Origin of the sequence: Acidovorax sp. BLS4, from assembly GCF_032929295.1 — a bacterium.
Classification (GTDB): Bacteria; Pseudomonadota; Gammaproteobacteria; order Burkholderiales; family Burkholderiaceae_C; genus Paracidovorax.
The window spans coordinates 3747510-3771409 of the sequence record NZ_CP136797.1 but is presented as its reverse complement, the minus strand read 5'-3'; the positions used below and the strand labels follow the sequence as shown (position 1 = coordinate 3771409).

At 70.0% G+C, this 23900-nt stretch carries 20 protein-coding genes; 5 read left to right on the top strand and 15 right to left on the bottom strand.

Annotated features, from left to right (window positions below; genetic code table 11):
* Positions 1 to 61 precede the first annotated feature (61 nt).
* From R1Z03_RS17350 to R1Z03_RS17310, 9 genes are all read right to left on the bottom strand, one after another.
* On the bottom strand, positions 62 to 2383 hold the full coding sequence (locus R1Z03_RS17350; protein ID WP_317353262.1) for a TonB-dependent receptor domain-containing protein: 2322 nt from the start codon (positions 2381 to 2383) through the stop codon (positions 62 to 64).
* Between the two features lie 212 nt (positions 2384 to 2595).
* Complete coding sequence (locus R1Z03_RS17345; protein ID WP_317353255.1) at positions 2596 to 3537, bottom strand: MBL fold metallo-hydrolase; 942 nt, start codon at positions 3535 to 3537, stop codon at positions 2596 to 2598.
* Between the two features lie 35 nt (positions 3538 to 3572).
* Positions 3573 to 3962 (bottom strand): D-ribose pyranase, encoded by a 390-nt coding sequence (gene rbsD / locus R1Z03_RS17340; RefSeq protein ID WP_284404829.1) that lies wholly within the window; start codon positions 3960 to 3962, stop codon positions 3573 to 3575.
* Complete coding sequence (gene rbsK, locus R1Z03_RS17335) at positions 3959 to 4909, bottom strand: ribokinase (protein ID WP_284404831.1); 951 nt, start codon at positions 4907 to 4909, stop codon at positions 3959 to 3961. Before rbsK ends, rbsD begins: the two co-directional genes overlap by 4 nt.
* A gap of 44 nt (positions 4910 to 4953) precedes the next feature.
* Positions 4954 to 5964, bottom strand: a complete 1011-nt coding sequence (locus R1Z03_RS17330) for a LacI family DNA-binding transcriptional regulator (RefSeq protein ID WP_317353248.1) — start codon at positions 5962 to 5964, stop codon at positions 4954 to 4956.
* A gap of 35 nt (positions 5965 to 5999) precedes the next feature.
* A complete protein-coding gene (locus R1Z03_RS17325; protein WP_272565210.1) occupies positions 6000 to 7004 on the bottom strand; it encodes an ABC transporter permease in 1005 nt (334 codons plus the stop codon).
* Positions 7001 to 8602 carry a sugar ABC transporter ATP-binding protein gene (locus R1Z03_RS17320; RefSeq protein ID WP_317360408.1) on the bottom strand — a complete coding sequence of 534 codons (1602 nt, stop codon included), beginning with the start codon at positions 8600 to 8602 and terminating at the stop codon, positions 7001 to 7003. Before R1Z03_RS17320 ends, R1Z03_RS17325 begins: the two co-directional genes overlap by 4 nt.
* Positions 8603 to 8713: 111 nt before the next feature.
* Positions 8714 to 9667 (bottom strand): sugar ABC transporter substrate-binding protein, encoded by a 954-nt coding sequence (locus tag R1Z03_RS17315; protein ID WP_317353243.1) that lies wholly within the window; start codon positions 9665 to 9667, stop codon positions 8714 to 8716.
* A 421-nt stretch (positions 9668 to 10088) separates the two neighbouring features.
* A complete protein-coding gene (locus R1Z03_RS17310) occupies positions 10089 to 11768 on the bottom strand; it encodes an AMP-binding protein (RefSeq protein ID WP_317353240.1) in 1680 nt (559 codons plus the stop codon).
* Between the two features lie 135 nt (positions 11769 to 11903).
* Here R1Z03_RS17310 and R1Z03_RS17305 point away from each other — a divergent pair, with 135 nt between their 5' ends.
* Entirely contained in the window at positions 11904 to 12827 is a 924-nt protein-coding gene (locus tag R1Z03_RS17305) for an alpha/beta fold hydrolase (protein ID WP_317353237.1), read from the top strand.
* A gap of 24 nt (positions 12828 to 12851) precedes the next feature.
* Here R1Z03_RS17305 and R1Z03_RS17300 read toward each other — a convergent pair whose 3' ends face one another.
* From R1Z03_RS17300 to R1Z03_RS17275, 6 genes are all read right to left on the bottom strand, one after another.
* Entirely contained in the window at positions 12852 to 14411 is a 1560-nt protein-coding gene (locus R1Z03_RS17300) for a hypothetical protein (protein ID WP_317353234.1), read from the bottom strand.
* A gap of 170 nt (positions 14412 to 14581) precedes the next feature.
* On the bottom strand, positions 14582 to 15421 hold the full coding sequence (gene phhA, locus R1Z03_RS17295; protein WP_317353231.1) for a phenylalanine 4-monooxygenase: 840 nt from the start codon (positions 15419 to 15421) through the stop codon (positions 14582 to 14584).
* 63 nt (positions 15422 to 15484) lie between these two features.
* Positions 15485 to 16414: a tripartite tricarboxylate transporter substrate binding protein gene (locus tag R1Z03_RS17290; RefSeq protein WP_317360406.1), complete on the bottom strand. Its 930-nt coding sequence runs from the start codon at positions 16412 to 16414 to the stop codon at positions 15485 to 15487.
* 125 nt (positions 16415 to 16539) lie between these two features.
* Positions 16540 to 17676 (bottom strand): 4-hydroxyphenylpyruvate dioxygenase, encoded by a 1137-nt coding sequence (gene hppD / locus R1Z03_RS17285; protein WP_284429697.1) that lies wholly within the window; start codon positions 17674 to 17676, stop codon positions 16540 to 16542.
* Positions 17677 to 17823: 147 nt separating this feature from the next.
* Positions 17824 to 18801: a lipase secretion chaperone gene (locus R1Z03_RS17280; protein WP_317353228.1), complete on the bottom strand. Its 978-nt coding sequence runs from the start codon at positions 18799 to 18801 to the stop codon at positions 17824 to 17826.
* Between the two features lie 11 nt (positions 18802 to 18812).
* Positions 18813 to 19754 (bottom strand): triacylglycerol lipase, encoded by a 942-nt coding sequence (locus R1Z03_RS17275; RefSeq protein WP_317353226.1) that lies wholly within the window; start codon positions 19752 to 19754, stop codon positions 18813 to 18815.
* A 169-nt stretch (positions 19755 to 19923) separates the two neighbouring features.
* Here R1Z03_RS17275 and R1Z03_RS17270 point away from each other — a divergent pair, with 169 nt between their 5' ends.
* From R1Z03_RS17270 to lnt, 4 genes are all read left to right on the top strand, one after another.
* A complete protein-coding gene (locus tag R1Z03_RS17270; RefSeq protein ID WP_092745358.1) occupies positions 19924 to 20406 on the top strand; it encodes an Lrp/AsnC family transcriptional regulator in 483 nt (160 codons plus the stop codon).
* Between the two features lie 146 nt (positions 20407 to 20552).
* Entirely contained in the window at positions 20553 to 21278 is a 726-nt protein-coding gene (locus tag R1Z03_RS17265) for a GNAT family N-acetyltransferase (RefSeq protein WP_284413882.1), read from the top strand.
* A gap of 90 nt (positions 21279 to 21368) precedes the next feature.
* Positions 21369 to 22250, top strand: coding sequence for an HlyC/CorC family transporter (locus tag R1Z03_RS17260; RefSeq protein WP_272565200.1), 882 nt, complete (start codon positions 21369 to 21371; stop codon positions 22248 to 22250).
* On the top strand, positions 22250 to 23866 hold the full coding sequence (gene lnt / locus R1Z03_RS17255) for an apolipoprotein N-acyltransferase (protein WP_317353223.1): 1617 nt from the start codon (positions 22250 to 22252) through the stop codon (positions 23864 to 23866). The genes R1Z03_RS17260 and lnt overlap by 1 nt, the downstream gene beginning before the upstream one ends.
* Positions 23867 to 23900 lie beyond the last annotated feature (34 nt).

The window sequence follows — 23900 nt, the reverse complement described above, 5'->3', positions numbered from 1 at the left end:
GGCAATGCCGGGCAGAGCCCGGCATTGGATCAGACCCGGGGCGCCGTTGCCAGCGCGCCGATCAGAACTCGTAGTCGAGCGTGACGCGCACCGCCCGCCCGTCGCCCTTGTACAGGAACGAGCCCGAGCGGTACACCGCCGTGTAGTAGTCCTTGTCGCCGGCGTTGAGCACGTTGACGCGGATGTCGGCGTGCTTGTTCAGGCGGTACGAGGCGAACAGGTCGTACAGGGTGAACGAGGGCACGGGCTGCGCGCAGGTGCCGTTGGTGTAGCTCGCGCCGGTGTCGGGCTGGCCGCCGCAGCGGTCGCTTTCGTGCCGCGCCGTGGCGCCCACAGACAGCGCGGGCGTCAGCTGGTACTTGCCCTGCACCGAGAACGAGCGGTCGGCGAAGTTCGACAGCGGCAGGCCCACGTTGGCCGCCGTGGCTGACTTGAGCACCTTGGACTTCATGAACGCCACGCCGGCCTGCACCGTGAACTGGGAGGTCACGTTGCCCACCAGGCCGAATTCGACGCCGCGCACGCGGTTCTTGCCGGTGTTGAAGGTGCCCAGCGAGTCGTAGTTGGCGCCCTCCATCACGTCGGACTTGGTGGTCTGGAACGCCGCGGCCGTGAACAGCAGCTTGTTGTCCAGCAGGTTCCACTTGGTGCCGATTTCCAGATTGCGCGAGGTCTCGGGCTTGGCGCCGGCGGCGCTGCCGTTGTAGACCACCAGGCCACCGTAGCCGCTGCTGGTGCCGGTGTCGGATTCGCCGCCGTTGATGTCCTGGGCCGAGCCGTAGCTGGCGTACACGATGCCCATGGGGTTGATCTTGTACGACACGCCCAGGTGGCCGTTGAGCAGGGTGTCGGTGTAGCTGTAGTTGCCCGTCTGCGCGGCCGTGGTGGCGTTGCGCGTGACGAGGCTGAAGTCGGTGTAGTCGGCGCGCACGCCGCCGAACACCGTCCATTGGTCGGTCAAGTCCACCGTGTCCATGGCGCTGAGCGCGAAGCTCTTGACCTGCCAGTCGTTGGCCCAGGGCGTCTGGGCGATCTGCCGGCCCATGATGGAGTTCAGGCCCGGCGTGACGGCGCCCGAGGGGCCCGAGAGGCAATAGGCCGTGTTGGCGCCCGTGCCCGCCTGCGTGCGGCAGTTGAATGCGCCGGTGTTGGTGACGGCGTAGTTGCCGCGCGTCACCTGGTGGTCCGTGTATTCGAGGCCGAAGATGAGTTCGTTCTTCTTGCCGGCGATCTCGGTGTCCCAGCGCAGGTTGGTCTGGTGCGCGAAGTACTTCACTTCCTGCCAGCCGTTGTGCGTGCTCAGCGAGGCGCTGGTGAACGGCGTGCCGTTGCTGTAGCGCGTGCCGCCCGAGGCGCCGGTGACCACGTAGCCGTTGTCGGACGTGCCGTAGCGCGTCAGGCTGGTGAGGGTCTTGTCGGGCGCGATGCGCCACTTGACGCGCGCCGTCAGGGCGTCCACGTCGGAGTTCAGGAAGTCCTGGCTCTGCGCGTACACGGGCACGCCGGTGGCGGGCACGCGGTTGGGCACCGTGCCGAGCAGGTAGCTGCCCAGGTCGGGGTACTTGTCCCTGGCGCGCAGGCCGTAGTAGTCCAGCGTGACCGACAGGTTGGCATTGGCTTCCCACAGGCCCGACAGCGCCAGACCCTCGCGGCGGCGCTTGGACGGGTCGCGGTCCGGCACGCCTTCGGTGCTGTACAGCGCGTTGGCGCGCAGCGCGAACTGGTCCGAGAAGCCCTTGTTGGCATCCAGCGTGGCGCGGCGGTAGCCGTCGCTGCCCGCGCCCACGGAGATGCGCGAGAAGTCGTAGTCCAGCGTGGCCTGCTTGGTGATGGCGTTGATCGCGCCACCGGCCGAGCCGCGGCCGGCAAAGGTCGAGTTCGGGCCCTTGGTGATTTCGAGCTGCTCGATGGCGAAGCTCTCGCGCGTCGTCATGCCGGGGTCGCGCAGGCCGTCCACGAACACGTCGCTGCGGGCTTCCTGGCCGCGGATGATGTAGCGGTCGCCGAAGGCGTTGCCGTTCTCGCCCGTGCCCAGGGTGATGCCGGGCTGGGCCGCGAGGATCTGCTTGAGGTCGGTGAAGCCGGAGTCGTCGATCGCGGCCTTGGTCACCACCGAGATGGTCTGGGGCGTTTCCGCCAGGGGCCGCGTGTGGCGCACGTCGGCCGAGGTCTTGGCCTTGTAGGGCGCGCCCACTTCGGCGTTGGGGTTGGGATCGATGGCCTGGTCCTGCACCGTCACGGTCGGCAGGACGGTGGCGTCCTGCGGCGGTGCGGTCTGGGCCATGGCGGCCCAGGGCAGCAGCACGGCGGTGGAGAGGCTGGCGGCAACGCCCTCGGCCAGGCGGAGGCTGCGGGGTTTCTTGACGGGGTTGGAGTGTTTCATTTTGTTGTCAGAACCAAAAACAGCCGCGATTATTGATACGAATCACTCTCGTTAAGGTGTTGTCTGACAGGGGCGTGGCGTGGAATCTGACAATCTGTAAGATTTCCGCCACAAATTCCGCACGGGAGGTGCGCCGGGCGAGGAATGGCATGTGCAAACGGCCCCGGCACGGGCGTGCCGCGCCAGCAAGGCCGGGGGCCGCGCCCTCTGCCCTACCGGTTGTGGATCTGCGTGCCCTGGAGGGCGGCCGCGCCCGAGCGCACGAGGTCCTGCACCGTGCCCTCCATCCAGGCCTGCAGCGGCTGGTCGGCGAAGTAGCGCGCGTGCAGCAGCGCGAAGTACGGCGTCGCGGCGGCCCAGGCCCAGAGCCGCTGCGCCTCGGCCTGCTGCCACTCCAGCAGCTTGTACTTGACGAGCACCTTGGCGGCGTAGCGCGCGTGCTTTTCGGGCGCCTGCGCGAAGCCGTCCAGCCGCCGCCGGGCGGTGTCCAGCGCCGGGGCGAGGCCGGTGAAGACGCGGCCATGCCCGGGAACGAGGGTGTGCGGCGCCAGCGACTCGATCAGGTCGAGCGTAGCCGCCACGTCGGCGAAGGCGCTGTCGCCCTCCAGCTCGGGAAAGACCACGCCGAAGCCGTTCTCCCACAGCGCGTCGGCCGAGATCAGCACGGCGTCGACCGGCTCGAACAGCACGATCGAATGCGGGTCGTGACCGGGGGCCGCATGCACCTGCCAGGCCCGGTCGCCGAGCATCACTTCAGTGCCCGGCTGCAGCACGCCGTCCATGCGAAACGGCGGGCAGTCCTGGCCCGTGGGCGTGTAGCTCAGGGCGTTGGCGTCCCACTGGCGCACATGGGCCGCCTGGCCCGGGGGGATGAAGGTGCCGAGGGCGGGCCAGGCCGCCTGCAGCGCGGCGTTGCCGCCGCAGTGGTCGCTGTGCAGGTGGGTGTTGAGCACACGGTCCAGCGCGCGGCCCTGCAGTGCGCCCTGCAGCAGCGCGACGGTCTGCGCGGCATGGGTGCAGTAGCCGGTGTCCACCACCGCCGTGTGCCCGGCGCCGATGAACACGATGTTGTTGGCCGACAGCCAGCCGCGCTCCAGCACGGTCATGCCGGGGGGCAGGGGCGCGGGGCCGGAGGGCGTTGAGAGGGGTGGCATGGCGGTGGCTTTCATGGCGCGCCGCCCCGGGCCGTCTAGAACGTCACGCCGGCGATGAGTATGACATTCGCATAGGGCGTGCATTCGCCGGTGCGCACCATCACCCGCGCCTGCTGGCACAGCCGTTTGAATTCCTCGTGCGGCACGGTCTCGGGCGCCACGGGCAGCAGGCACCAGTCCGGCAACTGGCCTTCGGCGCGTTCGACAGCTTCGGTGGCGACGATGGCGCGCTCCACCTGCAGTTCGGAGAGGACGGCGCACAGCACCTCGTCCACGGCGGGGATGCCGGCCGTGACGGCCAGGTCGATGCGGCGTGGCCCGGGGGGAATGGGCAGGCCCGCGTCCCCGATGACCAGCATGTCGCCGTGGCCCATGCAGGCGATGGCATGCGAGAGTTCGGCGTGCAGCAAAGCGCGGCGTTTCATAGCAATCTCCAGTCGGGTGGGCGGGGGCTGGCGGCGACGGCGTCGCGCGTGGGGATGGAGGGCTGGGCGCCGGGCCGGGTCACGCACAGCGCCGCGGCACGGATGCCGCCCTGCACGGCGGGGTCGAGCGCCTCGCCCCGTCCGAGCGCGACGGCGAGCGCCCCCAGGAAGGTGTCTCCGGCGGCGGTGGTGTCCACGGCCTTCACGGCCATGCCGGGGTGGTGGCGGCAGCCATAGGCATCGGCCGCCACGGCGCCGGCGGCGCCGAGCGTGACCACGACGCGCGCCGGGCCGCGCGCGCGCAGCCGCCGGGCGGCGTGCGCCGCCTCGTCCGGGGTCTGGACAGCACCACCCACCAGGGCGGCGGCCTCGACCTCGTTCACGACCAGCGTGTCCACCAGCGGCCACAGCGCATCGGGCAGGGGTTGCATGGGCGAGGGGTTCAGCACCACGCGGCAGCTGGCGGCGTGCGCCTGGGCGGCCGCGGCCAGCACCTGGGGCAGCGGCACTTCGAACTGGGCGACCAGGCAGGCTGCTCCCTGCACCGCGGGTGCCAGGGTGGCGGGGTCCAGCACGAACTGCAGGTTGGCCCCAGCGGCCACGACGATGCGGTTTTGCGCCGCGTCGTCCACCACGATGGCGGCCAGACCGGTCGGGGCGCTGTCGTCGGTCTGCACACCCGAGTGGTCGATGCCGTCGGCGTCAAGCGCTGCCCGCAGCGCCTGGCCGTTGCCGTCGGCGCCCACGCGCCCGAACAGGTGCACGTCCGCGCCCAGGCGGGCGCACGCCACGGCCTGGTTGCCGCCCTTGCCGCCGGGAATGTGGTTCAGCGAGTGCGCCATGACGGTTTCGCCGGCGCCGGGCGCCTGGGGCACGCGCAACACCAGGTCCATGTTGAGGCTGCCGACGACGGCAATGCGGGGGCGGGAGGGAGAGGCGGCGTTCATGCGCGGGAAAGAAGGGACAAAAAAGGGAAAGAAGCCCGGCAGGGTCAGGAAAAAAGGTACCGGGCCGTGGAAGCCCGCACGCGCAGTTCGGGTTGCAGCAGCATCTGGCGCGGCTCCTGCCGCTTGCCGTCGATGCGTTCGAGCAGCATGTCCACCGCCAGCGTGCCGATGCGCAGCTTGGGCTGGGCGACGGTGGTGAGCGGCGGGCTGGTGAAGGCGGCCAGTTCGATGTCGTCGAAGCCGACGACCGACAGGGCATCGGGAATGCGCAGCTGCCGCTCGTTCGCGGCGCACAGCGCGCCCATGGCCATGAGGTCGTTGCACACGAAGACGGCGCTTGGTGCGGAAGGAGCACGGAACAGCGCCTGCATCGCCTCGTAGCCGCCCTGGCTGGTGAAGTTGCCGTGCGACAGCATGCCCTCGGAGGACGCGCCGGCCTCGGCCAGCGCCTCGCGCCAGCCCGCGATGCGCTGCTCGCTGGGCGCCAGCCCCTGCGGCCCGCCGATGCAGGCGATGCGGCGGTGCCCCAGGTCCAGCAGGTGGCGGGTGGCCAGCCGCCCGCCCTGGGCGTGCGCGGTCTCCACCAGGTCGCAGGGCGGCTGGGGCACCTCGATCTCGCGGTCCACGAGCACGGTGGGGATCGACAGGCCTTCCAGCTGCCGCGCCAGCGTGGCGTCGTGCCCGGTCGAGACCACAATCAGCCCGTCGATGCGCCGCTCGGCCAGCACCTGCAGGTAGGAGGCCTGGCGCTGCGCCTCGTCGTTGGTGTTGCACAGGATGAGGTTGTAGCCCGCGCCGAAGCAGCGGTCTTCCACGCTGTGCACCACCTCGGCGAAGTACGGGTTGGAGCTGTTGGGGATCAGCATGCCCAGGGTGCGCGTGTGGTTGCGCTTGAGGCTGCGCGCGATGGCGCTGGGCACGTAGCCCAGCTCGCGGATCGCGGCCTCCACGCGCGCGCGGCCCTCGGCACTCACGTGGCGCGTGCCGTTGACCACGTGCGACACGGTGGTCACCGACACTTCGGCACGGCGGGCGACGTCCTTGATGGTGGCCATGGGATCAGGGGTGCAGGTGCGGGGCGGCCCGGGGATTAAACGGCTGCCCGGCGCTGGCGCACGGTATCGACGATCACGGCGGCCACGATCACGCAGCCGGTGATGATGCGTTTGCTCGGCTCGCTCGCGCCGATCTGCGCCAGGCCCGCCTCCAGCACCGCGATGATGAGCACGCCGAACGCGGTGGTGATGACCGAGCCGCGCCCGCCCATCAGGCTGGTGCCGCCGATCACCACGGCGGCGATCACCTGCAGCTCCATGCCGGTGCCGGCATTGGGGTCGGCCGCTTCCAGGCGCGCGGACTGCATCAGCCCCGCCAGCCCGGCCAGCAGGCCGGTGAGCGCGAACACCGCGATCCGGATGGGGCGCGGGTCCACGCCCGCCAGGCGCATGGCCTCTTCGTTGGTGCCGATGCCCACCAGGCACCGGCCGAACACCGTGCGCGACAGCACCAGCTGCGCCACCACCACCAGCACGAGGGCCAGCACGAACGCCACCGAGACGCCGCCCGCCACGGGCGCCGACAGCCAGGAGATCGCGTCGCCCACGTATTGCGTGCGCGAATCGGTCACCACGTAGGCGCCGCCGCGCACCGCCTCCAGCATGCCCAGCGAAACGATGAACGAGGGCAGGCGCCAGGCCACCGACACCGCACCGGTCACCGTGCCGCAGATCAGGCCGGTGGCCAGCGCCAGCGCGGCCGCGGCCGGCACGCTCCATTTCCACTGCAGGATGGCGGCGGCCGATGTGGCGGCCGACAGCGCCATCACCGAGCCCACCGACAGGTCGATGCCCGCGATGATGAGCACGAACGTCATGCCCACCGCCATCACGGCCAGCGCCGGGATCTCGTTGGCGATGGTGACGAAGGTTTCGCGGCTCCAGAAGTACTCGGACATCCACGAAAACAGCACGACCATGCCGACCAGCACGGCCGCCAGCCCCAGGAAGGTGCCCAGTTGCGTGCGCCAGACGGAGGCGGATGTGGCGGCGGAAGAAGAAGGGGCGGCGGCCTGGGGCGCCGGTGCGGGGGTGTTCATGCGGAAAGGGGTTTTTGGGCGGCCGTGCGGCCACCGGGTTCGGAAAAAGCGGCCGCGAGCAGGGACTGTTCGGTCCACTGGCCGCGTTCGAACACGGCCACCAGGCGCCCGGCGCTCATCACGCCGATGCGGTCGGCCATGGCCATCAGTTCGCGCAGGTCGGAAGACACCATGCACAGCGCGCGCCCGGCGTCCGCCATGCGGTCGAGTTCGGCATACAGGTCGGCGCGCGCGCCCACGTCCACGCCGCGTGTGGGCTCGTCCAGCAGCAGCACGCGGCCGTCGCGGTGCAGCCAGCGGGCGAACACCACCTTCTGCTGGTTGCCCCCCGAGAGCTGGCCCACGGGCTGCTCGGGCCCGCGGCAGCGCACGCCCAGCGTGCGGATGAAACCCTGCACCACGCTGCTTTCGTGCGCCCGGCGCAGCCAGCCCAGGCGCGAGACGGCCGACAGGTCGGACAGCGTGGCGTTCACGCGGATCGGCTGCGTGAGCAGCAGGCCCTGCGACTTGCGGTCCTCCGCCACCAGCCCGATGCCCGCCGCGATGGCCTGCATCGGCGAGGCGAAGCCGCGCGGAATGCGGCGTTCGCGCGGCTCGTGGGAATCTTTTGCTATTGAATTTGTAGCGGTATGCCCTAGTACCGATTGTGCCAGAGGCCGATTTGGATCATGTCCTTCGGACAGCACCACCGTGCCCCGGTCCGCCCGGTCGGCGCCGAACAGCAGGCGCAGCAGCTCGGTGCGGCCCGAGCCCACCAGGCCCGCGATGCCGAAGACCTCGCCCGCGCGCAGCTCCAGGTTCACGTCCTGCACCGCCGTGCCCCGGCCCAGGCCCTCGGTGCGCAACACCACCGGGCCGGCCTGGCGGCGTGGGCGGTGTTCCAGATCGCTCACCGCGCGGCCCACCATGCGCTGCACCAGATCGGCTTCGCTCAGTCCGGCCATGGGGCGGGCGTCCACCAGCGCGCCGTCGCGCAGCACGGCCACGCGGTCGGCGATGCGGCGCAGTTCCTCCAGCCGGTGCGACACATAGACGATCGCCACCCCGCGCGCCGTGAGCCGCGCGATCTGCTCGAACAAATAGTTGGTCTCCCGCGGCGTGAGCATGGCGGTGGGCTCGTCCAGCACCAGCACGCGCGTGTCGTCGTGCAGGTTGCGGGCGATCTCCACCATCTGCTGCTGCCCCAGCCCCAGGCGCGCGACTGGCGTGGCCGGGTCGATGTCGGTCAGGCCGATCTTGGCCAGCTGCGTGCGGGCGGCTGCATGCAGCGCGCCGCGGCGCAGCCAGCCCGCGCGGTGCGGCAGGTGGCCCATCAGCAGGTTCTCGGCCACGGTGAGCGTGGGAATCAGGCCCAGCTCCTGCATGACCATGCGCACGCCCTGGCTCTCGGCGTCGCGGCGCGAGGCGGGCGCATAGGGGTCGCCCGCGAGCCGCATGCTGCCGCGCGAGGCCGGCTCCAGCCCGCACAGGATCTTGGACAGCGTGCTCTTGCCCGCGCCGTTCTCCCCGGTGAGGGCCAGCACCTCGCCCGCATGCAGCGACAGCGTCACCGTGTGGAGCACCGTGGTGGCGTGGTAGTCCTTGCCCACGCCGATCATCTCCAGCAGGGGGGCGGACGCGGGCGCGGCGGCGGGCGGCAAAGGGGGCACGGGGTCGGTCCTCAGGTCAAAGGCGGCAGGCGAGGAGGTCGGCAGGCGCTGCGGGCGCGCTTACTTGCTGTCCTTGGTGACCAGCACCACCTCGGTCTTGACCTCGGCCGGCAGCTGGGCCTGCGGCGTCTTGGCGGCCAGGGCCTTCTGCACCAGTTCGATGCCGAACACGGCCTGCTTGGCGGCGTACTGGTCGGCCGTGGCGAGCACGCGGCCATCGGCCAGCATGGGCTTGATCGCGTTGATGTTGTCGTAGCCCACCACCTGCACCTTGCCGGCCTTGCCGGCGGCCTTCACCGCGGCCACCGCGCCCAGCGCCATGCTGTCGTTGCCGGCCAGCAGCGCCACCAGGTCGGGGTGCTCGCGCAGCATGCCGGCAGCGACCGTGTTGCCCTTCTCGATCTCCCACTGACCGGACTGCACGCCCACCACCTTGATGTTGGCGGCCTTCATCGCGTCCTGGAAGCCCAGCGTGCGCTGCTGGGCGTTGAACGTGGTCGACACGCCTTCGATGATGCCGACCTTGTCGCCCGCCTTGATCGATTTGGCCAGGTAGTCGCCCACCAGCTTGGCGCCTGCGCGGTTGTCGGGGCCGACGAAGGGCACGGTCAGGTTCTTTTCCTTGAGTGCATCGGTGTCCAGGCGGTTGTCGATGTTCACCACTAGGATGCCCTTGTCCACCGCCGCCTTGACGGCCGGCACCAGCGCCTTGGAATCGGCCGGTGCCAGCACGATGGCGTTGACCTTCTGCGCCACGGCCTGCTCGATCATCTTGATCTGCGCGGCGGTGTCCGTCTCGTTCTTGATGCCGTTGGCCACCAGCGTGTATTCGCTGGCATGCGCCTTCTGGTGCGCCTTGGCGCCGTCTTCCATGGTGCGGAAGAACTCGTTGGCCAGCGATTTCATCACCAGCGCGATCTTGGGCTTGTCCTGCGCGAACGCGGGCGAAGCGAGCAGGCCCCCCAGCACGGCGAGGGCGGCGGCAGTTTGAACGGAGCGGCGGGTCAAGGGCATGGTGTCTCCTGGAAAAGGCGTTGTCGGGGTGCGGAATGCGCCGGTTGCGGACCCGATTGGGGCTGTCGAAAGAGCCCCGATCTCCATCCGGAAAAACCGCCGCGGACCGCCATGGTAGCGAAAGCAAACGTTTGCGCAAACGTTTGCGCGTGGGGATTATCCCTGAGCCCAGGGGGCGGTGGTGATTGGGAAGGGGGCCGGCGGGTGGCTGCGGCCGGAAAAGAAATGGGTGCGCGCACAGGGGCGCGGGCCGGCTGACGTAGGGCGAACGGGTGGTTGCCGGCCGGGGGGGAGACCGGCAGGGGGACCCGGGCGGGCTGACATCAGCGGATGCAGCTGTTACTTCCGCGTGCCACCCCGGCCGGGCGGCGCGTCATCCGCCGCGGGCTGCCACGGCCCGGCATGCGCCGGCCAGATTCAGTCAGCTGCGCAGCTCCCGGCGCAAGATCTTGCCCACGTTCGTCTTGGGCAGCGCATCGCGGAACTCGATGTGCCGGGGCCGCTTGTAGCCAGTGAGGTGCTCGTGGCAGTAGCGCTCCACGTCTTCCTCCGACAGCGCCGGGTCGCTTTTCACCACGAACACCTTGATGGCCTCGCCCTGTTTCTCGTCCGGCACGCCGATGGCCGCGCATTCCAGCACGCCGGGGCACATCGAGATCACCTGCTCCAGTTCGTTGGGGAACACGTTGAAGCCGCTCACCAGGATCATGTCCTTCTTGCGGTCGATGATGCGGGTGTATCCAGCCTCGTCCATGATGCCGACGTCGCCCGTGCGCATGAAACCGTCCGCCGTGAAGGCCTTGGCGTTCTCCTCGGGCTGCTGGTAGTAGCCGGTCATCACGTTGGGGCCGCGGATGCAGATCTCGCCCGACTGGCCGATGGGCAGGCTCTCGCCGGCATCGTCCTTGATGGCGATGTCGATGCCCGGCAGGGGCAGGCCGATGGTGCCGGTGAACTGCGTGTTGTTCACCGGGTTGTTGGTGCCGATGGCGCAGGTCTCACTCATGCCCCAGCCCTCGATCATGGTGCTGCCCGTCACCTTCTGCCACTGGCGCGCCGTGCCCTCCGACGCGGCCATGCCGCCGGCCTGCGACACGCACAGGTGCGAAAAATCGAGCGCAGCGAACTGCGGGTGGTGCAGCAGCGCGTTGAACAGCGTGTTGACCGCCGGCAGCATGTGAAAGGGCCGCTTCTTCAGCACCGCGACGAATTTCGGAATGTCGCGCGGGTTGGGGATCAGCGTGAGGTGCGAGCCCTGGCGGATCGCCAGCAGGCACAGCGTGAGCGCGAAGATGTGGTACAGCGGCAGCGCCGCGATGCTGTTGGCATGGCGCACGTCGCCCACCTTGGACAGCGCGGGTGTGAACCATGCCTCGGCCTGCAGCGTGGCGGCCACGATGTTGCGGTGCGTGAGCACCGCGCCCTTCGACAGCCCCGTGGTGCCGCCCGTGTACTGGAGGAAGGCGGTCGAATCCAGCGTGGCCTGGCTGGGCGCCAGCGTGCGGCGCTCGCCCAGAGCCAGCGCCTTGTTGAACGGCACCACCTGGCGGCCGTTGGTGAGTGGAATCTCGTAGGCCGGCACCATCTTGGCCAGGTGGCGCACGGCGAACGTGATCCAGCGCCCGAAGGCCGCGCCCAGCAGGTCGCCCATGCTGGCAACGCACACGTGCCGCACGGCGGTGCGGTCGATCACCTCGGCCAGGGTGTGGGCGAAGTTCTCCAGAATCACGATGGCGGTGGCGCCGGAATCCTTGAGCTGGTGCTCCAGCTCCCGTGCGGTGTACAGCGGGTTCACGTTCACGCAGGTGTAGCCGGCGCGCAGCACGCCCGCCATGGTCACGCCGAACTGCGGCACGTTGGGCAGCATGATGGCCACGCGCGCCCCGGGCTCCAGCCCCTGGCCCTGCAGCCAGGCGCCGAGCTGGGCCGACAGGCGGTCGAGTTCGCCGTAGGTCATCCACCGGTCCATGCAGACCGAGAAGGGGCGGTCGGCATGCTTGCAGAACGACTCCTCGAACAGGTGCGGCAGCGAGCGGTACTGCTCGGGCTCCACGCTGTGCGGCACCCCCGGAGGGTAGTTTTTCAGCCAGATCCGTTCCATGCGGTCGTCCCTTTCGTGCGCGGGTGGAGGTGGGCACGATTGTGGAAGCGGCTCGCGCCCTGTCCAGGGGGCTTGTCCTAGGCCCGTCCCGCAAGTGACATGATGCAGACTCGTTTTTTTTCAGGAGCGCCGGTCTTGACCAATGCACGATGGCAACGCGGAATGGTGGTGTGCAACCTGCTGCTGGCCGCCGGCTGGCTGGTGTGGCAATGGCCCGCCTCGCCCCTGCGGGCGGTGGCGGGCCTGGCCGCGGTGATGCTGCTGCTGCGGCTGTTCATGGGGCTGCAGTTCGTGTGCATGGCCCGCGTGAACCGGCGGGCCAGCCGGGCCGACGGGGTGCCGGCGCCGTCGCTGGCGCAGATGGTGCGCGCCTGGTCGGCCGAGGCGCGCTGGGCCAGCGTGGTGTTCGGATGGTGGCAGCCGTTTCGCTCCACCGCCGTGCCCGACTGGCTGCCACCCCCCGTCGCCGGCGGCCCGCCGCCCGCGCGCGGCGTGGTGCTGGTGCACGGCTTCATCTGCAACCGCGGGTTCTGGACGCCCTGGATGAAGGTGCTGCGCAGCCGCGGCCACCCGTTCGTGGCGGTGACGATGGAGCCCGCGTTCGGCGCCATCGATGACTATGTGGACACGCTGGACGAGGCGGTGCGCCGGGTCACCGCCGCCACGGGCCGCCCGCCGGTCGTGGTGGGGCACAGCATGGGCGGTCTGGCCGTGCGGGCGTGGCTGCGGGCGCGGCAGGCCGATGCGCGCGTGCACCGCGTGATCACGCTGGGCTCGCCCCACCAGGGCGCCTGGGCGGCGCGGTTCAGCCGGTCCGCCAACGGCCGGCAGATGGTGCCCGGGGGCGAATGGCTGCGGCAGCTGGCGCAGGACGAGCCGCCCGGGCGCGCGGCGCTGTTCACCTGCTTTTATTCCAACTGCGACAACGCGGTGTACCCGGCCGCCACGGCCACGCTGGACGGCGCGGACAACCGCCTTCGCGAGGGCCTGGCGCACGTGCAGATGGCGTTCCATCCGCCGGTGGTGCGGGAGTGCCTGGACCTCATCGCGGCGCCGTAGGCCGCAGGGCATTGCCGCCTGCTTCTACGCCGCGGCCGCCGCGGAGCGCCGCGCGTTGAAGTCGTCCGATCCCACGCCCATGTCCTTGCCGTACTGCGGCGACACATAGGCCACGTTGACCCCGGCCAGCAGCCGCTTGAGCTGCTTCACGGCGGCCACGTTGCCGCTGCTGAAATCGTCGGGCAGCGTGAGCCGGTCCTGGTAGGCCAGCTGGAAGGCCCGCTTGTCGTCCGTCGAGCCGTTTTGCGCGGCCTTGAATGCCAGGGCGATTTCCCGCAGGCCCGCATCGGCGGATTCGGGCGTGCCAAAGCCCGCGCGCAGCGCCGCCCGGCCTTCTTCGGTGGAGATGGCCATCACATCGACCGGCACCGGTTTGGCCGCTGGCGCCGGCGTGGCGGAGACCGGGTGCAGCGCCGGTTTCGCGGCTGGGTGCTTTGGCGGGCGGGGCTTGAGGTGCGCCTTGGGTGGTGGAGGCGGGGGCGGCGGCGGAGCGGCGGCGGCCTCGGCTTCGGCCTTGGCAGTGGTTTCGGCCACGGCGGCCGTCTCGGCGGCGGCGGCCGCGTCCGCCGGGGTTTCGGCCGGCGGCTCTGCGGGCGGCATGGTTTGCGGGGCGAACCGTCCCAGGGTGTGGTTCAGGAACTTCTGCAGCGACTGACCGGTGGTCAGCAGCGACTGGCCGATGTCGGCCAGTTCTTCGCGGATCTCCTGCGACAGCCGCGTCTTGTTCTCCACCATGTGCTGGAGCGCGCCGGACAGCGCATGCAAGGCCGGTGCAGCCTGGGTGGCCAGGCGCTGCACCCGGGCCAGCACCTCCTGGGCCTGCGCGGCGGTGGTGATCTGCACGGTGTTGGCGCTTTCCAGGCCGATGGCCACGGCGGCGTGGGCCACGGACTGGAAGGCCGCCGACGCCGCCTGCAGCCTGGCCGGCAGCACCGAGTACCGCGTTTCCATGGGCGCCTGGGCGGAGGCCGCGCCGCTGGCTGCGCTGCTGCCGCTGCTCTGGAAGGACGGTCTTTGGGGCAGGACCGAAGGGCGGGGCGCCTGCGGACGCGGGCTGGCGCCCTGCAGGATGGAGGGGCGCACCTGCGGCAGCACCGACACCCGCGGGGGGCGCTGTGCGGCAGCCTCCGGCCGGGCGGGGTCCTGCGGCACTGGGGCCGGGGGAAGCACCGAGCTGCCGAACGCCCCCTGCGGCGCGGGCGCATAGGGCGACTGGAACGTGTTCATCGCCGAGTGCGACTGGTATGCCTGGGGCGGCAGAAAGCTCTGGCGCAGCGGCGACTGGTATTGCGGCGGCAGCTTCGAATGGCGCTGGTAGGTCTCGGGCGGCTCGGTGCCGGGCCGCTGGGGCGACTGGAACTGCGGCGGCAGCAGCGAATGCCGCACCACGTGCAGGGGCGCACGCGGCGGCATCGACGGTGCGGAGGACAGGCGCCGGGCCAGCTCGGGCAGCGTTGGTTCGGCGGAGGGCGGTTGGCGCCTGCGCCGCACGGGCGCGACGGGCGTCATCAGCCCCGGCGAGGGATCGACGACGATGCCCGGTGCGGGACGCAGCGGGGACGAAATGCCAGAAATGCGCGACATGGATGGATTCCTCGGGGAATCCGCCGCCAATGTGCCTCGCGCTGGGCGCCCGTTGGACCTTGCGGCGGATGACGGAGTCGATCATCCGCAGTCGCTGGGGGCTGCCCCGCCCCCGGCGCGAAGCCATGCCGCCGCGTGCGAAGAAGCGGCGGCCGGCCGGGTGCGCGCCGTCAGGCCGGCACGGCCTCGCGCTCGTCGGCCGCGAACTCGGGCTGGCCTTTGAGGCGCTCGTAGATCGGGGCGAAGTCGGCTGCGGTCATGTCGAACAGCTGCTGGAAGCTGTCGATGATGAAGTAGGTCTGCTGGTAGGTGTCGATCTTGTAGCGCGTGCGCATGGTGCGCTCCAGCTGCAGGGGAATGCGCTGCGGCTCGGGGCTGCGCACCGAATGGGCCAGCTCGCCCGAAGAACTCAGGATGCCCGCACCATAGGCCCGCAGGCCATCGTCCTGGCGGATCAGGCCGAACTCGATCGTGTACCAGTACAGGCGCGACAGCAGCTCGCAGGCGCCCAGGCCGTGGGCCTTGAGGCCGCCCTGGCCGTAGCGCTGCACGTAGTCGGCGAAGACCGGGTTGAACAGCAGCGGCACATGGCCGAACAGGTCATGGAAGATGTCGGGCTCGACGATGTAGTCGAACTCCCGCGGCGTGCGGATCCAGTCGGTCACCGGGAACTTGCGGTTGGCCAGCAGCGTGAAGAACGGCACCTCGGGGATCAGCCCCGGCACGCCCACCAGTTCCCAGCGCGTGGCCTGGTACAGGCGCTCGTTCACTTCCTCGAAGCGCGGAATGCGGTCGCGCGCGCCGAGCGAGGGCAGGGCCTCGATGAACGCATCGCTCGCCAGGCCCGGCAGCAGGGCCGACTGGCGTTCGTACAGGCGCCGGTAGGTGTCGTGGTCGGCCGCGGTGTAGGCCTCGTAGTCCTGCGCGCAGGTGTAGTCGGCGTTGGCGCGGGCGTAGTCGCCGCGGGGCGGGCGATCGGATTGTCCGTAGACGACGGGGGGCTGTCCCATGCTTGGCTCCTTGGGGTTTTTGTATCCATGCCGCAGCCCCGGGCGTCCTGCCCCCGGCCGCGGCTAATCCATCTTGATCTTTGCGGCCTTGATCAGAAAACCGTACTTGCTGTGCTCCGAGCGCACGAACTGGCCGAAGCTCTCCAGCGTCAGGTCCTCGGGGTCGAGGCCCATCTTCTTGAAGCGCTCCGTGCTGGCCGGCGACTTCATGCCCGCGCTGAAGGCCATGGCGTAGCGGCGGGCGTCGGCATCGGGCAGCGCGACCGGGGCGAACAGCCCGAACCACGTCACCACGTTGAAGCCTTGCACCTCGTCGTTGATGCTGCGCACGTCCGGCAGGTCGTCGTCCCGGCCCAGCGAGGTCACGCCCAGCGCCTTCAGCTTGCCCGCCTTGATGAGCGGCAGCGACGAAGCCAGGTTGTCGAACACCAGGCTCACGTCCTGCGCCTGCAGGGCCTTGAGCGCCGGGGGCGAACCCTGGAACGGCACGTGCGCCATGCGCGTGTTGGTCAGCGACTTGAACATCTCGGCCGCGATGTGGCCGATGCTGCCGTTGCCGCCCGAGCCGTACTTGAGCTGGTCCGGGTGCTTCTTGAGGTACTGCACCAGGTCGGTCGTGCTGCCGATGTTCAGGCTCTTGGCCTGCTCGGCGCTCATCACCAGCACGTTGGGCGTGCGCGCGACGAGGGCGATCGGCTTGAAGTCCTTGATCGGGTCGTACGGAAAGTTCTTGTACAGCCAGGGGTTCACCGCATGCGTGGCCACTGCGCCCATCACCAGCAGGTTGCCGCCGGCCGGGGCTTTCGCCACCAGATCGGCGCCGACGTTGCCGCCCGCGCCGGGCTTGTTCTCCACCGCTACGTTGCCCAGCGCCGCCTTGGCGCCTTCGGCAACGATGTGGGCCGAGGCATCGACCGGCCCGCCCGCAGGGTAGGGCACGATGATCTTCAGCGGCGCGGAAGGGGTCTGCGCGTGCGCGGCAAGTCCTGCCATGCACAGCAATGCACCCCCCAGATAGGCACTGGCACTCAATAGCTTCACGGTATCTCCTCCGGTTCTAAGACGTGCCGCAGTATAGAGATGCGTCGCCGTGAAGCTGCATTCGGTTACAGGCGGTGCTATTCCGACTTCAGCACGCCCCGGCGCATCTGGTCGAGCTCGATGCTCTCGAACAGCGCCTTGAAGTTGCCGTTGCCGAAACCGTCGTCGCCCTTGCGCTGGATGAACTCGAAGAAGATGGGGCCGAGCTGGTTCTCGCTGAAGATCTGCAGCAGCAGCGCGTCCTTCTTTCCGTCCACGAGGATCTTGCGCTTGTGCAGTTCGGCCAGCGGCTCGCCGTGGCCGGGAATCCGCTTGTCCACCAGTTCGTAGTAGGTGTCGATGGTGTCCAGCAGGCGCACGCCGGCGCCGCGCAGTGCGTCCACCGTGGCGTACAGGTCGTCCGAGCCCATGGCGATGTGCTGGATGCCTTCGCCGTTGTACATGTCCAGGTATTCCTGGATCTGGCCGGCCTTCTCCTTGCCCTCTTCGTTGATCGGGATGCGGATCTTGCCGCAGGGGCTGGTCATGGCCTTGCTCTTGACGCCGGTGACCTGGCCTTCGATGTCGAAGTACTTGATCTCGCGGAAGCCGAACAGGCGCTCGTAGAACCCGGCCCATTCGTTCATGCGGCCCCGGTGCACGTTGTGCGTCAGGTGGTCGATGTAGGTCAGGCCATGGCCGTGGGGGTTGAGCGCCTCTTCGGCCGACACGCCGGGCAGCGGTTCGAAGTCCACGTCGAAGAAGCCGATGTTGCCGATGTCGCCGGGCTGCGCGCCGCCCTTGCCGCGCCAGCGGTCCACGAGATAGATCAGGCTGTCGCCGATGCCCTTGATGGCGGGAATGTTCAGCTCGCCCGGGCCGGCGGTGCCGGCATAGCCCCAGGCGCCCAGCCCCAGGGCGCGTTCGTAGGCGGCCTTGGCATCGTGCACGCGGAAGGCGATGGCGCAGACGCTGGGGCCGTGCATGCGCGCAAAGCGCTGCGCGAAGCTGTCGGGCTCGGCATTGATGATGAAGTTGATCTCGCCCTGGCGGTACAGGGTGACGTTCTTGTGGCGGTGCCGCGCCACGGGCTTGAAGCCCATGCCTTCGAACACCTTGCCCATGGCCTGCGGATCGGGTGCGGCGTATTCGATGAATTCGAAACCGTCGGTGCCCATGGGGTTCTCCCAGGCGGCGGTCTGTTGCGTGGCTTGCTCGGGCAAGGCTGCGTTCATTGGCGTCTCCGTTCGTGGATGAATGTCTGCCATCCACTTTAGGCCGTAGAGACTCAGCATTCGGGCGAAATCGTGCCCCCGGCGAGCCCGTTTTGCAGGAAACCTGCATGAATGGCCGCAATGCCGCAGCCGAAGGTTGTCCGGCGGTCAGCGAGCCTGTGCGGGCAGCGCCCGCAGCGCCAGGGCGCCCTCCAGGCGCAGTTGCTCCTGCGGCGTGAACAGCTCCGACCGCAGTTGCGCCAGCCGGGCCGAAGAAGACCCTGAGCCCATCGCCGCCTGGTACTGGTCGAGCCGGCCCTGCCATTGCCGGTCCTGCGTGTCCACCTGGGCCAGCCGCTGCGCGGCCTCGCTGCCGTATTGCGCGCTGCGCACATTGAAGCGGGCCGTGGCGTCCATGCCCTGGGCGTCGAAGTCCGCGGTCTGCCGGGCCAGGCCCACGTGCGCCACCGCTTCGCTGCGCTGCGCCTGCAACGCGGGGGCGAGGGCGCTTTCGGCCTGCTGCAGGGCCGCGCTTTTCTGGTCGGCCGTGAGCGACGGGTCGCGCTCGATCTCCAGGCGAGCGAGCAGGTATTCGTCCATCTGCGCATCCGCGGCGAACAGGGCCTGGTACTCGTCCGGCTCGAAGGCGGCCATGCGCACCTTCTGGCGTGCGGCCAGGGCCTGGCGCAGGGCCTGGGGATCGCGCAGATCGGCGGGCGCCTGCAGCCGCCCCAGCGCCACGCGGTAGTCCACGTAGCGGTGGGCCAGCGCCAGGGCCCGGGTGGCGACCTGCGGCGGGAAGAACTGGCCGATCAGGCCCTCCAGCCGTGCCTTGAGAAGGCCGGGCTCCGGCGCTTCGCCCGCCGCGTGCAGCAGGGCTTCCAGCGTGTCGCGCAGGCCGGATCCCAGCAGCGGGTCGTCGCTGGCGGCGGCCACGGGCGGTGCGGGTGCGTCCCACACCGCCGGCGTGGCCGGGCCTCGGCCCCGGGTTTCCACCACCAGGGCCAGGGCGGTCTCGGCGCCGAGCGGGCGGGGCGCCTGCGCCGCCGGGCCGCCCGTGGCCCACCAGAGCAGGGCGGCGGCCGCGGCGATGCCGCACCCCGCCAGTGCCGCGCCGGGGATGCGCGTCACTGGCCGGTCCGTCATGGTTCGGGTTGTCACAGGCCCGCTTTCTTGAGGCGGTTGGCCTGGTCCAGGTACAGCGTGACCGGGTCCACCGACAGCCAGTCCCGCAGGCCGAGCAACTGGTTGACCTCGTCCAGATGGTTCTGGCGGTAGTCGCCCAGGTGTTTGCCCAGGCGTGCCGAGCAAGCCGACACCAGGCCGTCGTTGGCCTCGTTGAACACCAGCCCGGTCGTGGCGAGCAGGGCGTCGCTGGCATCAAGCACGTTGGTGACCGTGCGCACGCCGGTCCACGAGTAGTAGCGCACGCCGTTGACCAGATCGGCCCCGTCGCCGCAGCCGCTGGTGGGCACGCCCGCGCCGAAGCGCTGGTTGAAGCGCGCCGAACCCTCGGTGGTGAGCGAATCCAGCGCCGCGGTCGGCATCTGCGGCAGGCCGCTGCCGCCCGACGACAGATTGATGAGCGCCACCAGCGCCGAAGCCGCCTGGCTGGCCACCGCCTCGCTCACGCTGCCCTTGGGCGCGACCCCGCGCACCACGTCCGCCACGCGCGAGCCGCGGTTGACGCCGCCCACGGAGGTGACCGACGCCACCCACTGCGGCGCCACCCCGGCGACGTACCGCGCCGTCGGGCCGCCATGCGAATGGCCGATCAGGTGGACCTTCTCGGCGCCCGTGAGCGCCCGGATGTTCTTCACCTGGGCCAGCAACTGCTCGCCCCGCACCTCGGTGCTGTTGGCCGCCGACACCTGCGCCACGAACACGCGGGCGCCATCGCGCTGCAGCGCCTGCGGAATTCGGTAGAAGTAATCCACGCCCAGCGCGGAATCGAATCCGAACAGGCCGTGCACCAAAACGATGGGGTAGCGGGTCTGCGCGTAGCCGGACTGGGCGCTGGCGCCCTGCAAGCCCTGCAATGCGAACGCGGCCAGGACGAAAGCGAAACCGCGCAGCAGGCGGCTGAATGCAACGAACATGGTTTGTCTCCGGTGGTGGTGTGAAAACACTCTCTTATAAAAAAGAACGACCGTTCTTTTTTGGAGATTCTGCGACGATGCGCGGCCTTCCACATCGGGACATACGTGCATTCGGCGGAGATGGAATCCACCTTCGCAGCCGTGCCCGAGATCCGTAGAATCCTGCGCCATGACCGCTGACCACGCACTCGACAAGCTCGACCGCGCCATCTTGCGCTGTTTACAGGTGAACGGACGCGAGACCTACGACGAAATCGGCGAGCGGGTGGGACTGTCGCCCAGCGCCGTGCTGCGCCGCGCCAAGCGCCTGGAGGACAGTGGCGTGATCGACCGCTACGTGGCGCTGGTCCGGCCCGAGTCGGTGGGCCTGGGCCTCACGGCCTACCTGAACGTGCGCCTCGAAAAGCACACCGAGAGCCACAAGCGCAACCCCATGGACCTGTTTCGCGCCAGCGTGCAGACCTGGCCCGAGGTGGTGGAGTGCGCCGCGCTCACGGGCGAGATGGACTACCTTTTGCGCGTCGTGGTGGCCGACATGGCGCACTACAGCCGCTTCATCATGGACACGCTGCTCAAGCACCCCAGCGTGCAGGATTGCAAGACGAGCTTCGTGCTGGACCGCGTGAAGGCCACCACCGCCGTGCCGGTGTAGCGCGCAGGCGCTCTTGAATCCATAGCTGCCCGCGCCCTCGGGCCCGTCGGTGGCGCCGTCCGGGGGCGGAGAGGCTTCGCCTGCTGTGCCGCAGTGCAACAAAAAGTTTGGCCAGGGATAAGGGAAAACCCTAAAATCGCGCCATCATGATCCCCACCCAAGACTGGCTTCGCGCGTCCCCCGATGCAGGCGGCACTGTGCTGCGCAGCGAAGCGCCCCGCCCGCCGCACCGGCGGGGCAGCTCGCCGGTCATGGTGCCGATCCGCTCGCTCGGCCCCGGGCACCGCGAGCGCATCGCCGCCCACCTGCTGCGGCTGGAGCCTGCGGACCGCTACCTGCGCTTCGGCTACGCCGCCAGCGACGAACAGGTGCAGCGCTATGTGGACCAGCTGGATTTCGTGCGCGACGAGATCTTCGGCATCTACAACCGGCGGCTCGAACTCATCGCCGTCGCCCACCTCGCCTACGCCGATTCGCCGGAGCACCAAAGCTGCGCCGAGTTCGGCGTGTCCGTGCTGGGCCAGGCGCGGGGGCGCGGCTTCGGCGCGCGGCTGTTCGATCGCGCCGTGATGCATGCGCGCAACCAGGGCGTGAGCATGGTGTTCATCCATGCCCTGAGCGAGAACACCGCCATGCTGAAAATCGCGCGCAATGCCGGCGCCACCGTGCGCCGCGACGGCTCGGAGTCCGAGGCCTACCTGCAACTGCCGCGCGCCGGCCTGGACACCCGCATGGCGCAGATGGTGGTGCACCAGTTCGCCGAGATGGACTACCGCTTCAAGAAGCAGGCCCGCCAGTTCTGGCGGCTCCTGGCCGGGCTGCAGGAAGTGCGGCGCGGCGTGCGCGACGGGCGCCACCAGTCGGCCGAATGACGGCCCCGGGCGCCCGGCAGGGCCGCCAGCGCGGCGCTTCCGCTATCCTTGGGGCCTGATCAACCACCGCACGTCCTGCATTCCAAGACCGTGTCCGACCCCCATTCCGCGCGCCCGTCCGAACGAGAGGACAAGCGCACGTTCCTGCAGCGGCTCGTCGAGTTCATCCACCCCGGCCCGGATTCGACCGACGAGCTGATCGCCACCCTGGCGGAAGCCGAAGACAACCAGATCATCAACGCCGATGCCCGCGTGATGCTCGAGCGCGTGCTGCGCATGGCCGAGATGCGGGCCAGCGACGTGATGGTGGCCGCCCCGCGCATGGACCTGATCGACATCGAGGCGCCGTTCGATGCCCTGCTGCACCAGGTGATCGACACCGCGCACTCGCGGTTTCCCGTCTATCAGGGCGAGCGCGAGAACATCATCGGCATCCTGATGGCCAAGGACCTGCTCAAGCTGCAGCGCGCGCCGGAGCTGAACATCCGCGCGCTGTTGCGCCCTGCGGCCTTCGTGCCGGAGAGCAAGGGCCTGAACGACCTGCTGCGCGAGTTCCGCGTGAACCGCATCCACATGGCGGTGGTGATCGACGAGTTCGGCCGCGTGGCCGGATTGGTCACCATCGAGGACGTGCTGGAGCAGATCGTGGGCGAGATCGAGGACGAGTTCGACATCCCCGAGGACGAGGGCGACATCTTCGGTCTGGCCGACCGCACCTACCGCGTGAGCGGCGACACGCCGGTCGAGCGGGTGGCCGAGGCGTTCGGCGCGGTGCTCGCGGGCTCCGACCGGACCGAGCCCTTCGACACCATCGGCGGCCTGATCGCGCACGAGATGGGCCGTGCCCCCAAGCGCGGCGAGACGCTCGACCTGGGCGGCCTGCGGTTCGTCGTGCTGCACACCAAGGGCGGCGCGGTGCGCTGGTTCAAGGTGTCGCCGGTTCCCGCCGAAGACGACCGGGCTGCGCACTGATGGGCGCCGCTGGCGCGCGCCGCGGCCCGCTCGGGCCGGTGGCGCTGGCAGGGGGGCTCGCGCTGCTGGCGGGCCTGGCGCAGGCCGCCTCGATCGCCTGGCCCTTCGGCGGCGAGCCGGTGTGGTGGCTGCAGCTCCTGTCCCTGGGCGGCTTCGCGCGGCTGCTGCTGGCCAGCCGCAGCGCCCGGCAGGCCGCGGTGCTGGGATGGCTCTTTGCCACCGCCTGGCTGACGGGCACCTTCTGGTGGCTCTTCATTTCCATGCACACCTACGGCGGGCTGGCCGCCCCGCTGGCCGCGCTCGCGGTGGTGGGGCTGGCGGCGTTTCTGGGCAGCTACTACGCGGTGGCTGCGGGGTGTTTCAAGGCCCTGGGGCAATCAAATCGCTGGCATGGTGCTATCGTTTTCGGAGCATTCTGGCTGCTGGCCGAGTTGGCGCGCGGCCAGTGGTGGACGGGCTTTCCATGGGGCGCCGGCGGCTATGCGCACGTCGAAGGCCCGCTGGCCGTGCTGGCCCGGTCGGTCGGGGTGTACGGCATCGGCTGCATCGCGGCCGTGCTGGCCATGCTGGCGGCCCAGGGGCGGCGCAGCGACCTGCGCAGCCTGAAGGCGTGGGCCCTGGTGGGGCTGGCCGTGCTGGCCTGGGCCGGGCTGGCGGTGCAGCGCCACTGCGCCGTCGAGCTGTGCCACACGCCGATGCAGCGCCCCGCGCCGCTGTCGCTGGCGCTGCTGCAAGGCAACATCCCCCAGGACGAGAAATTCCAGGCCGGCAGCGGGGTGCCGACCGCCCTGCGCTGGTATGCCGAGCAGCTGCGCAGCGCCCAGGCCGCGCTGGTGGTGGCGCCCGAGACGGCCATCCCGCTGCTGCCGCAGCAACTGGTACCGGGCTACCTGGATTCGGTCACCGCGCGCTACACCCAGCCCCCTGCGGCTGGGCAGGGCGCCGGCCGGCAGGCGGCGCTGCTGGGCATTCCGCTGGGCGACATGGCGCTGGGCTACACCAACTCGGTGATGGGCTTCGCGCCCGGCCAGGCCGCGCCGTACCAGTACGACAAGCACCACCTCGTGCCCTTCGGCGAGTTCATCCCGCCGTTCTTCCGGTGGTTCACCGAGATGATGAACATCCCGCTGGGCGACTTCAACCGGGGCGCCGTGGGGCAGGCGCCGTTCCTCTGGGCGGGCGAGCGCATCGCGCCCAACATCTGCTATGAGGATCTGTTCGGCGAAGAACTGGGCGCGCGATTCACCGACCCCGCCCAGGCGCCGACGATCTTCGTGAACCTGAGCAACATCGGCTGGTTCGGCGATTCGGTGGCCATCGACCAGCATCTGGCCATCAGCCGCATGCGCGCGCTGGAGTTCGAGCGCCCGATGGTGCGGGCCACCAACACGGGGGCCACCGCCATCATCGACCACCGGGGCGTGGTCACGCAGCGCCTGCCGTCGCACGTGCGCGGCGTGCTGACCGGCGAGGTGCTGGGGCGCAGCGGGGCGGTCACGCCCTATGCATCTTGGGTCTCGCGCTGGGGCCTGTGGCCGCTGTGGGCGCTGGGCGCGCTGGTGGCAGGCTGGGCCTGGGTGCGCCGGCGCCGCGCCCGCAGGGCCGCCACCACCTGAACCCCCCGCGCGCCTGGCGCTGATCGAAGGGCCC

Bases quoted from the DNA above. Each gene is read 5' to 3' on its own strand.
- R1Z03_RS17315 (WP_317353243.1), bottom strand. From the start codon at position 9,667: ATGCCCTTGACCCGCCGCTCCGTTCAAACTGCCGCCGCCCTCGCCGTG.
- rbsD (WP_284404829.1), bottom strand. From the start codon at position 3,962: ATGAAACGCCGCGCTTTGCTGCACGCCGAACTCTCGCATGCCATCGCC.
- R1Z03_RS17275 (WP_317353226.1), bottom strand. From the start codon at position 19,754: ATGTTCGTTGCATTCAGCCGCCTGCTGCGCGGTTTCGCTTTCGTCCTG.
- R1Z03_RS17350 (WP_317353262.1), bottom strand. From the start codon at position 2,383: ATGAAACACTCCAACCCCGTCAAGAAACCCCGCAGCCTCCGCCTGGCC.
- R1Z03_RS17300 (WP_317353234.1), bottom strand. From the start codon at position 14,411: ATGTCGCGCATTTCTGGCATTTCGTCCCCGCTGCGTCCCGCACCGGGC.
- rbsK (WP_284404831.1), bottom strand. From the start codon at position 4,909: ATGAACGCCGCCTCTCCCTCCCGCCCCCGCATTGCCGTCGTCGGCAGC.
- R1Z03_RS17290 (WP_317360406.1), bottom strand. From the start codon at position 16,414: ATGGCAGGACTTGCCGCGCACGCGCAGACCCCTTCCGCGCCGCTGAAG.
- R1Z03_RS17325 (WP_272565210.1), bottom strand. From the start codon at position 7,004: ATGAACACCCCCGCACCGGCGCCCCAGGCCGCCGCCCCTTCTTCTTCC.
- R1Z03_RS17310 (WP_317353240.1), bottom strand. From the start codon at position 11,768: ATGGAACGGATCTGGCTGAAAAACTACCCTCCGGGGGTGCCGCACAGC.
- R1Z03_RS17265 (WP_284413882.1), top strand. From the start codon at position 20,553: ATGATCCCCACCCAAGACTGGCTTCGCGCGTCCCCCGATGCAGGCGGC.
- lnt (WP_317353223.1), top strand. From the start codon at position 22,250: ATGGGCGCCGCTGGCGCGCGCCGCGGCCCGCTCGGGCCGGTGGCGCTG.
- R1Z03_RS17270 (WP_092745358.1), top strand. From the start codon at position 19,924: ATGACCGCTGACCACGCACTCGACAAGCTCGACCGCGCCATCTTGCGC.
- R1Z03_RS17345 (WP_317353255.1), bottom strand. From the start codon at position 3,537: ATGCCACCCCTCTCAACGCCCTCCGGCCCCGCGCCCCTGCCCCCCGGC.
- hppD (WP_284429697.1), bottom strand. From the start codon at position 17,676: ATGAACGCAGCCTTGCCCGAGCAAGCCACGCAACAGACCGCCGCCTGG.
- R1Z03_RS17280 (WP_317353228.1), bottom strand. From the start codon at position 18,801: ATGACGGACCGGCCAGTGACGCGCATCCCCGGCGCGGCACTGGCGGGG.
- R1Z03_RS17320 (WP_317360408.1), bottom strand. From the start codon at position 8,602: ATGATCGGCGTGGGCAAGGACTACCACGCCACCACGGTGCTCCACACG.
- phhA (WP_317353231.1), bottom strand. From the start codon at position 15,421: ATGGGACAGCCCCCCGTCGTCTACGGACAATCCGATCGCCCGCCCCGC.
- R1Z03_RS17330 (WP_317353248.1), bottom strand. From the start codon at position 5,964: ATGGCCACCATCAAGGACGTCGCCCGCCGTGCCGAAGTGTCGGTGACC.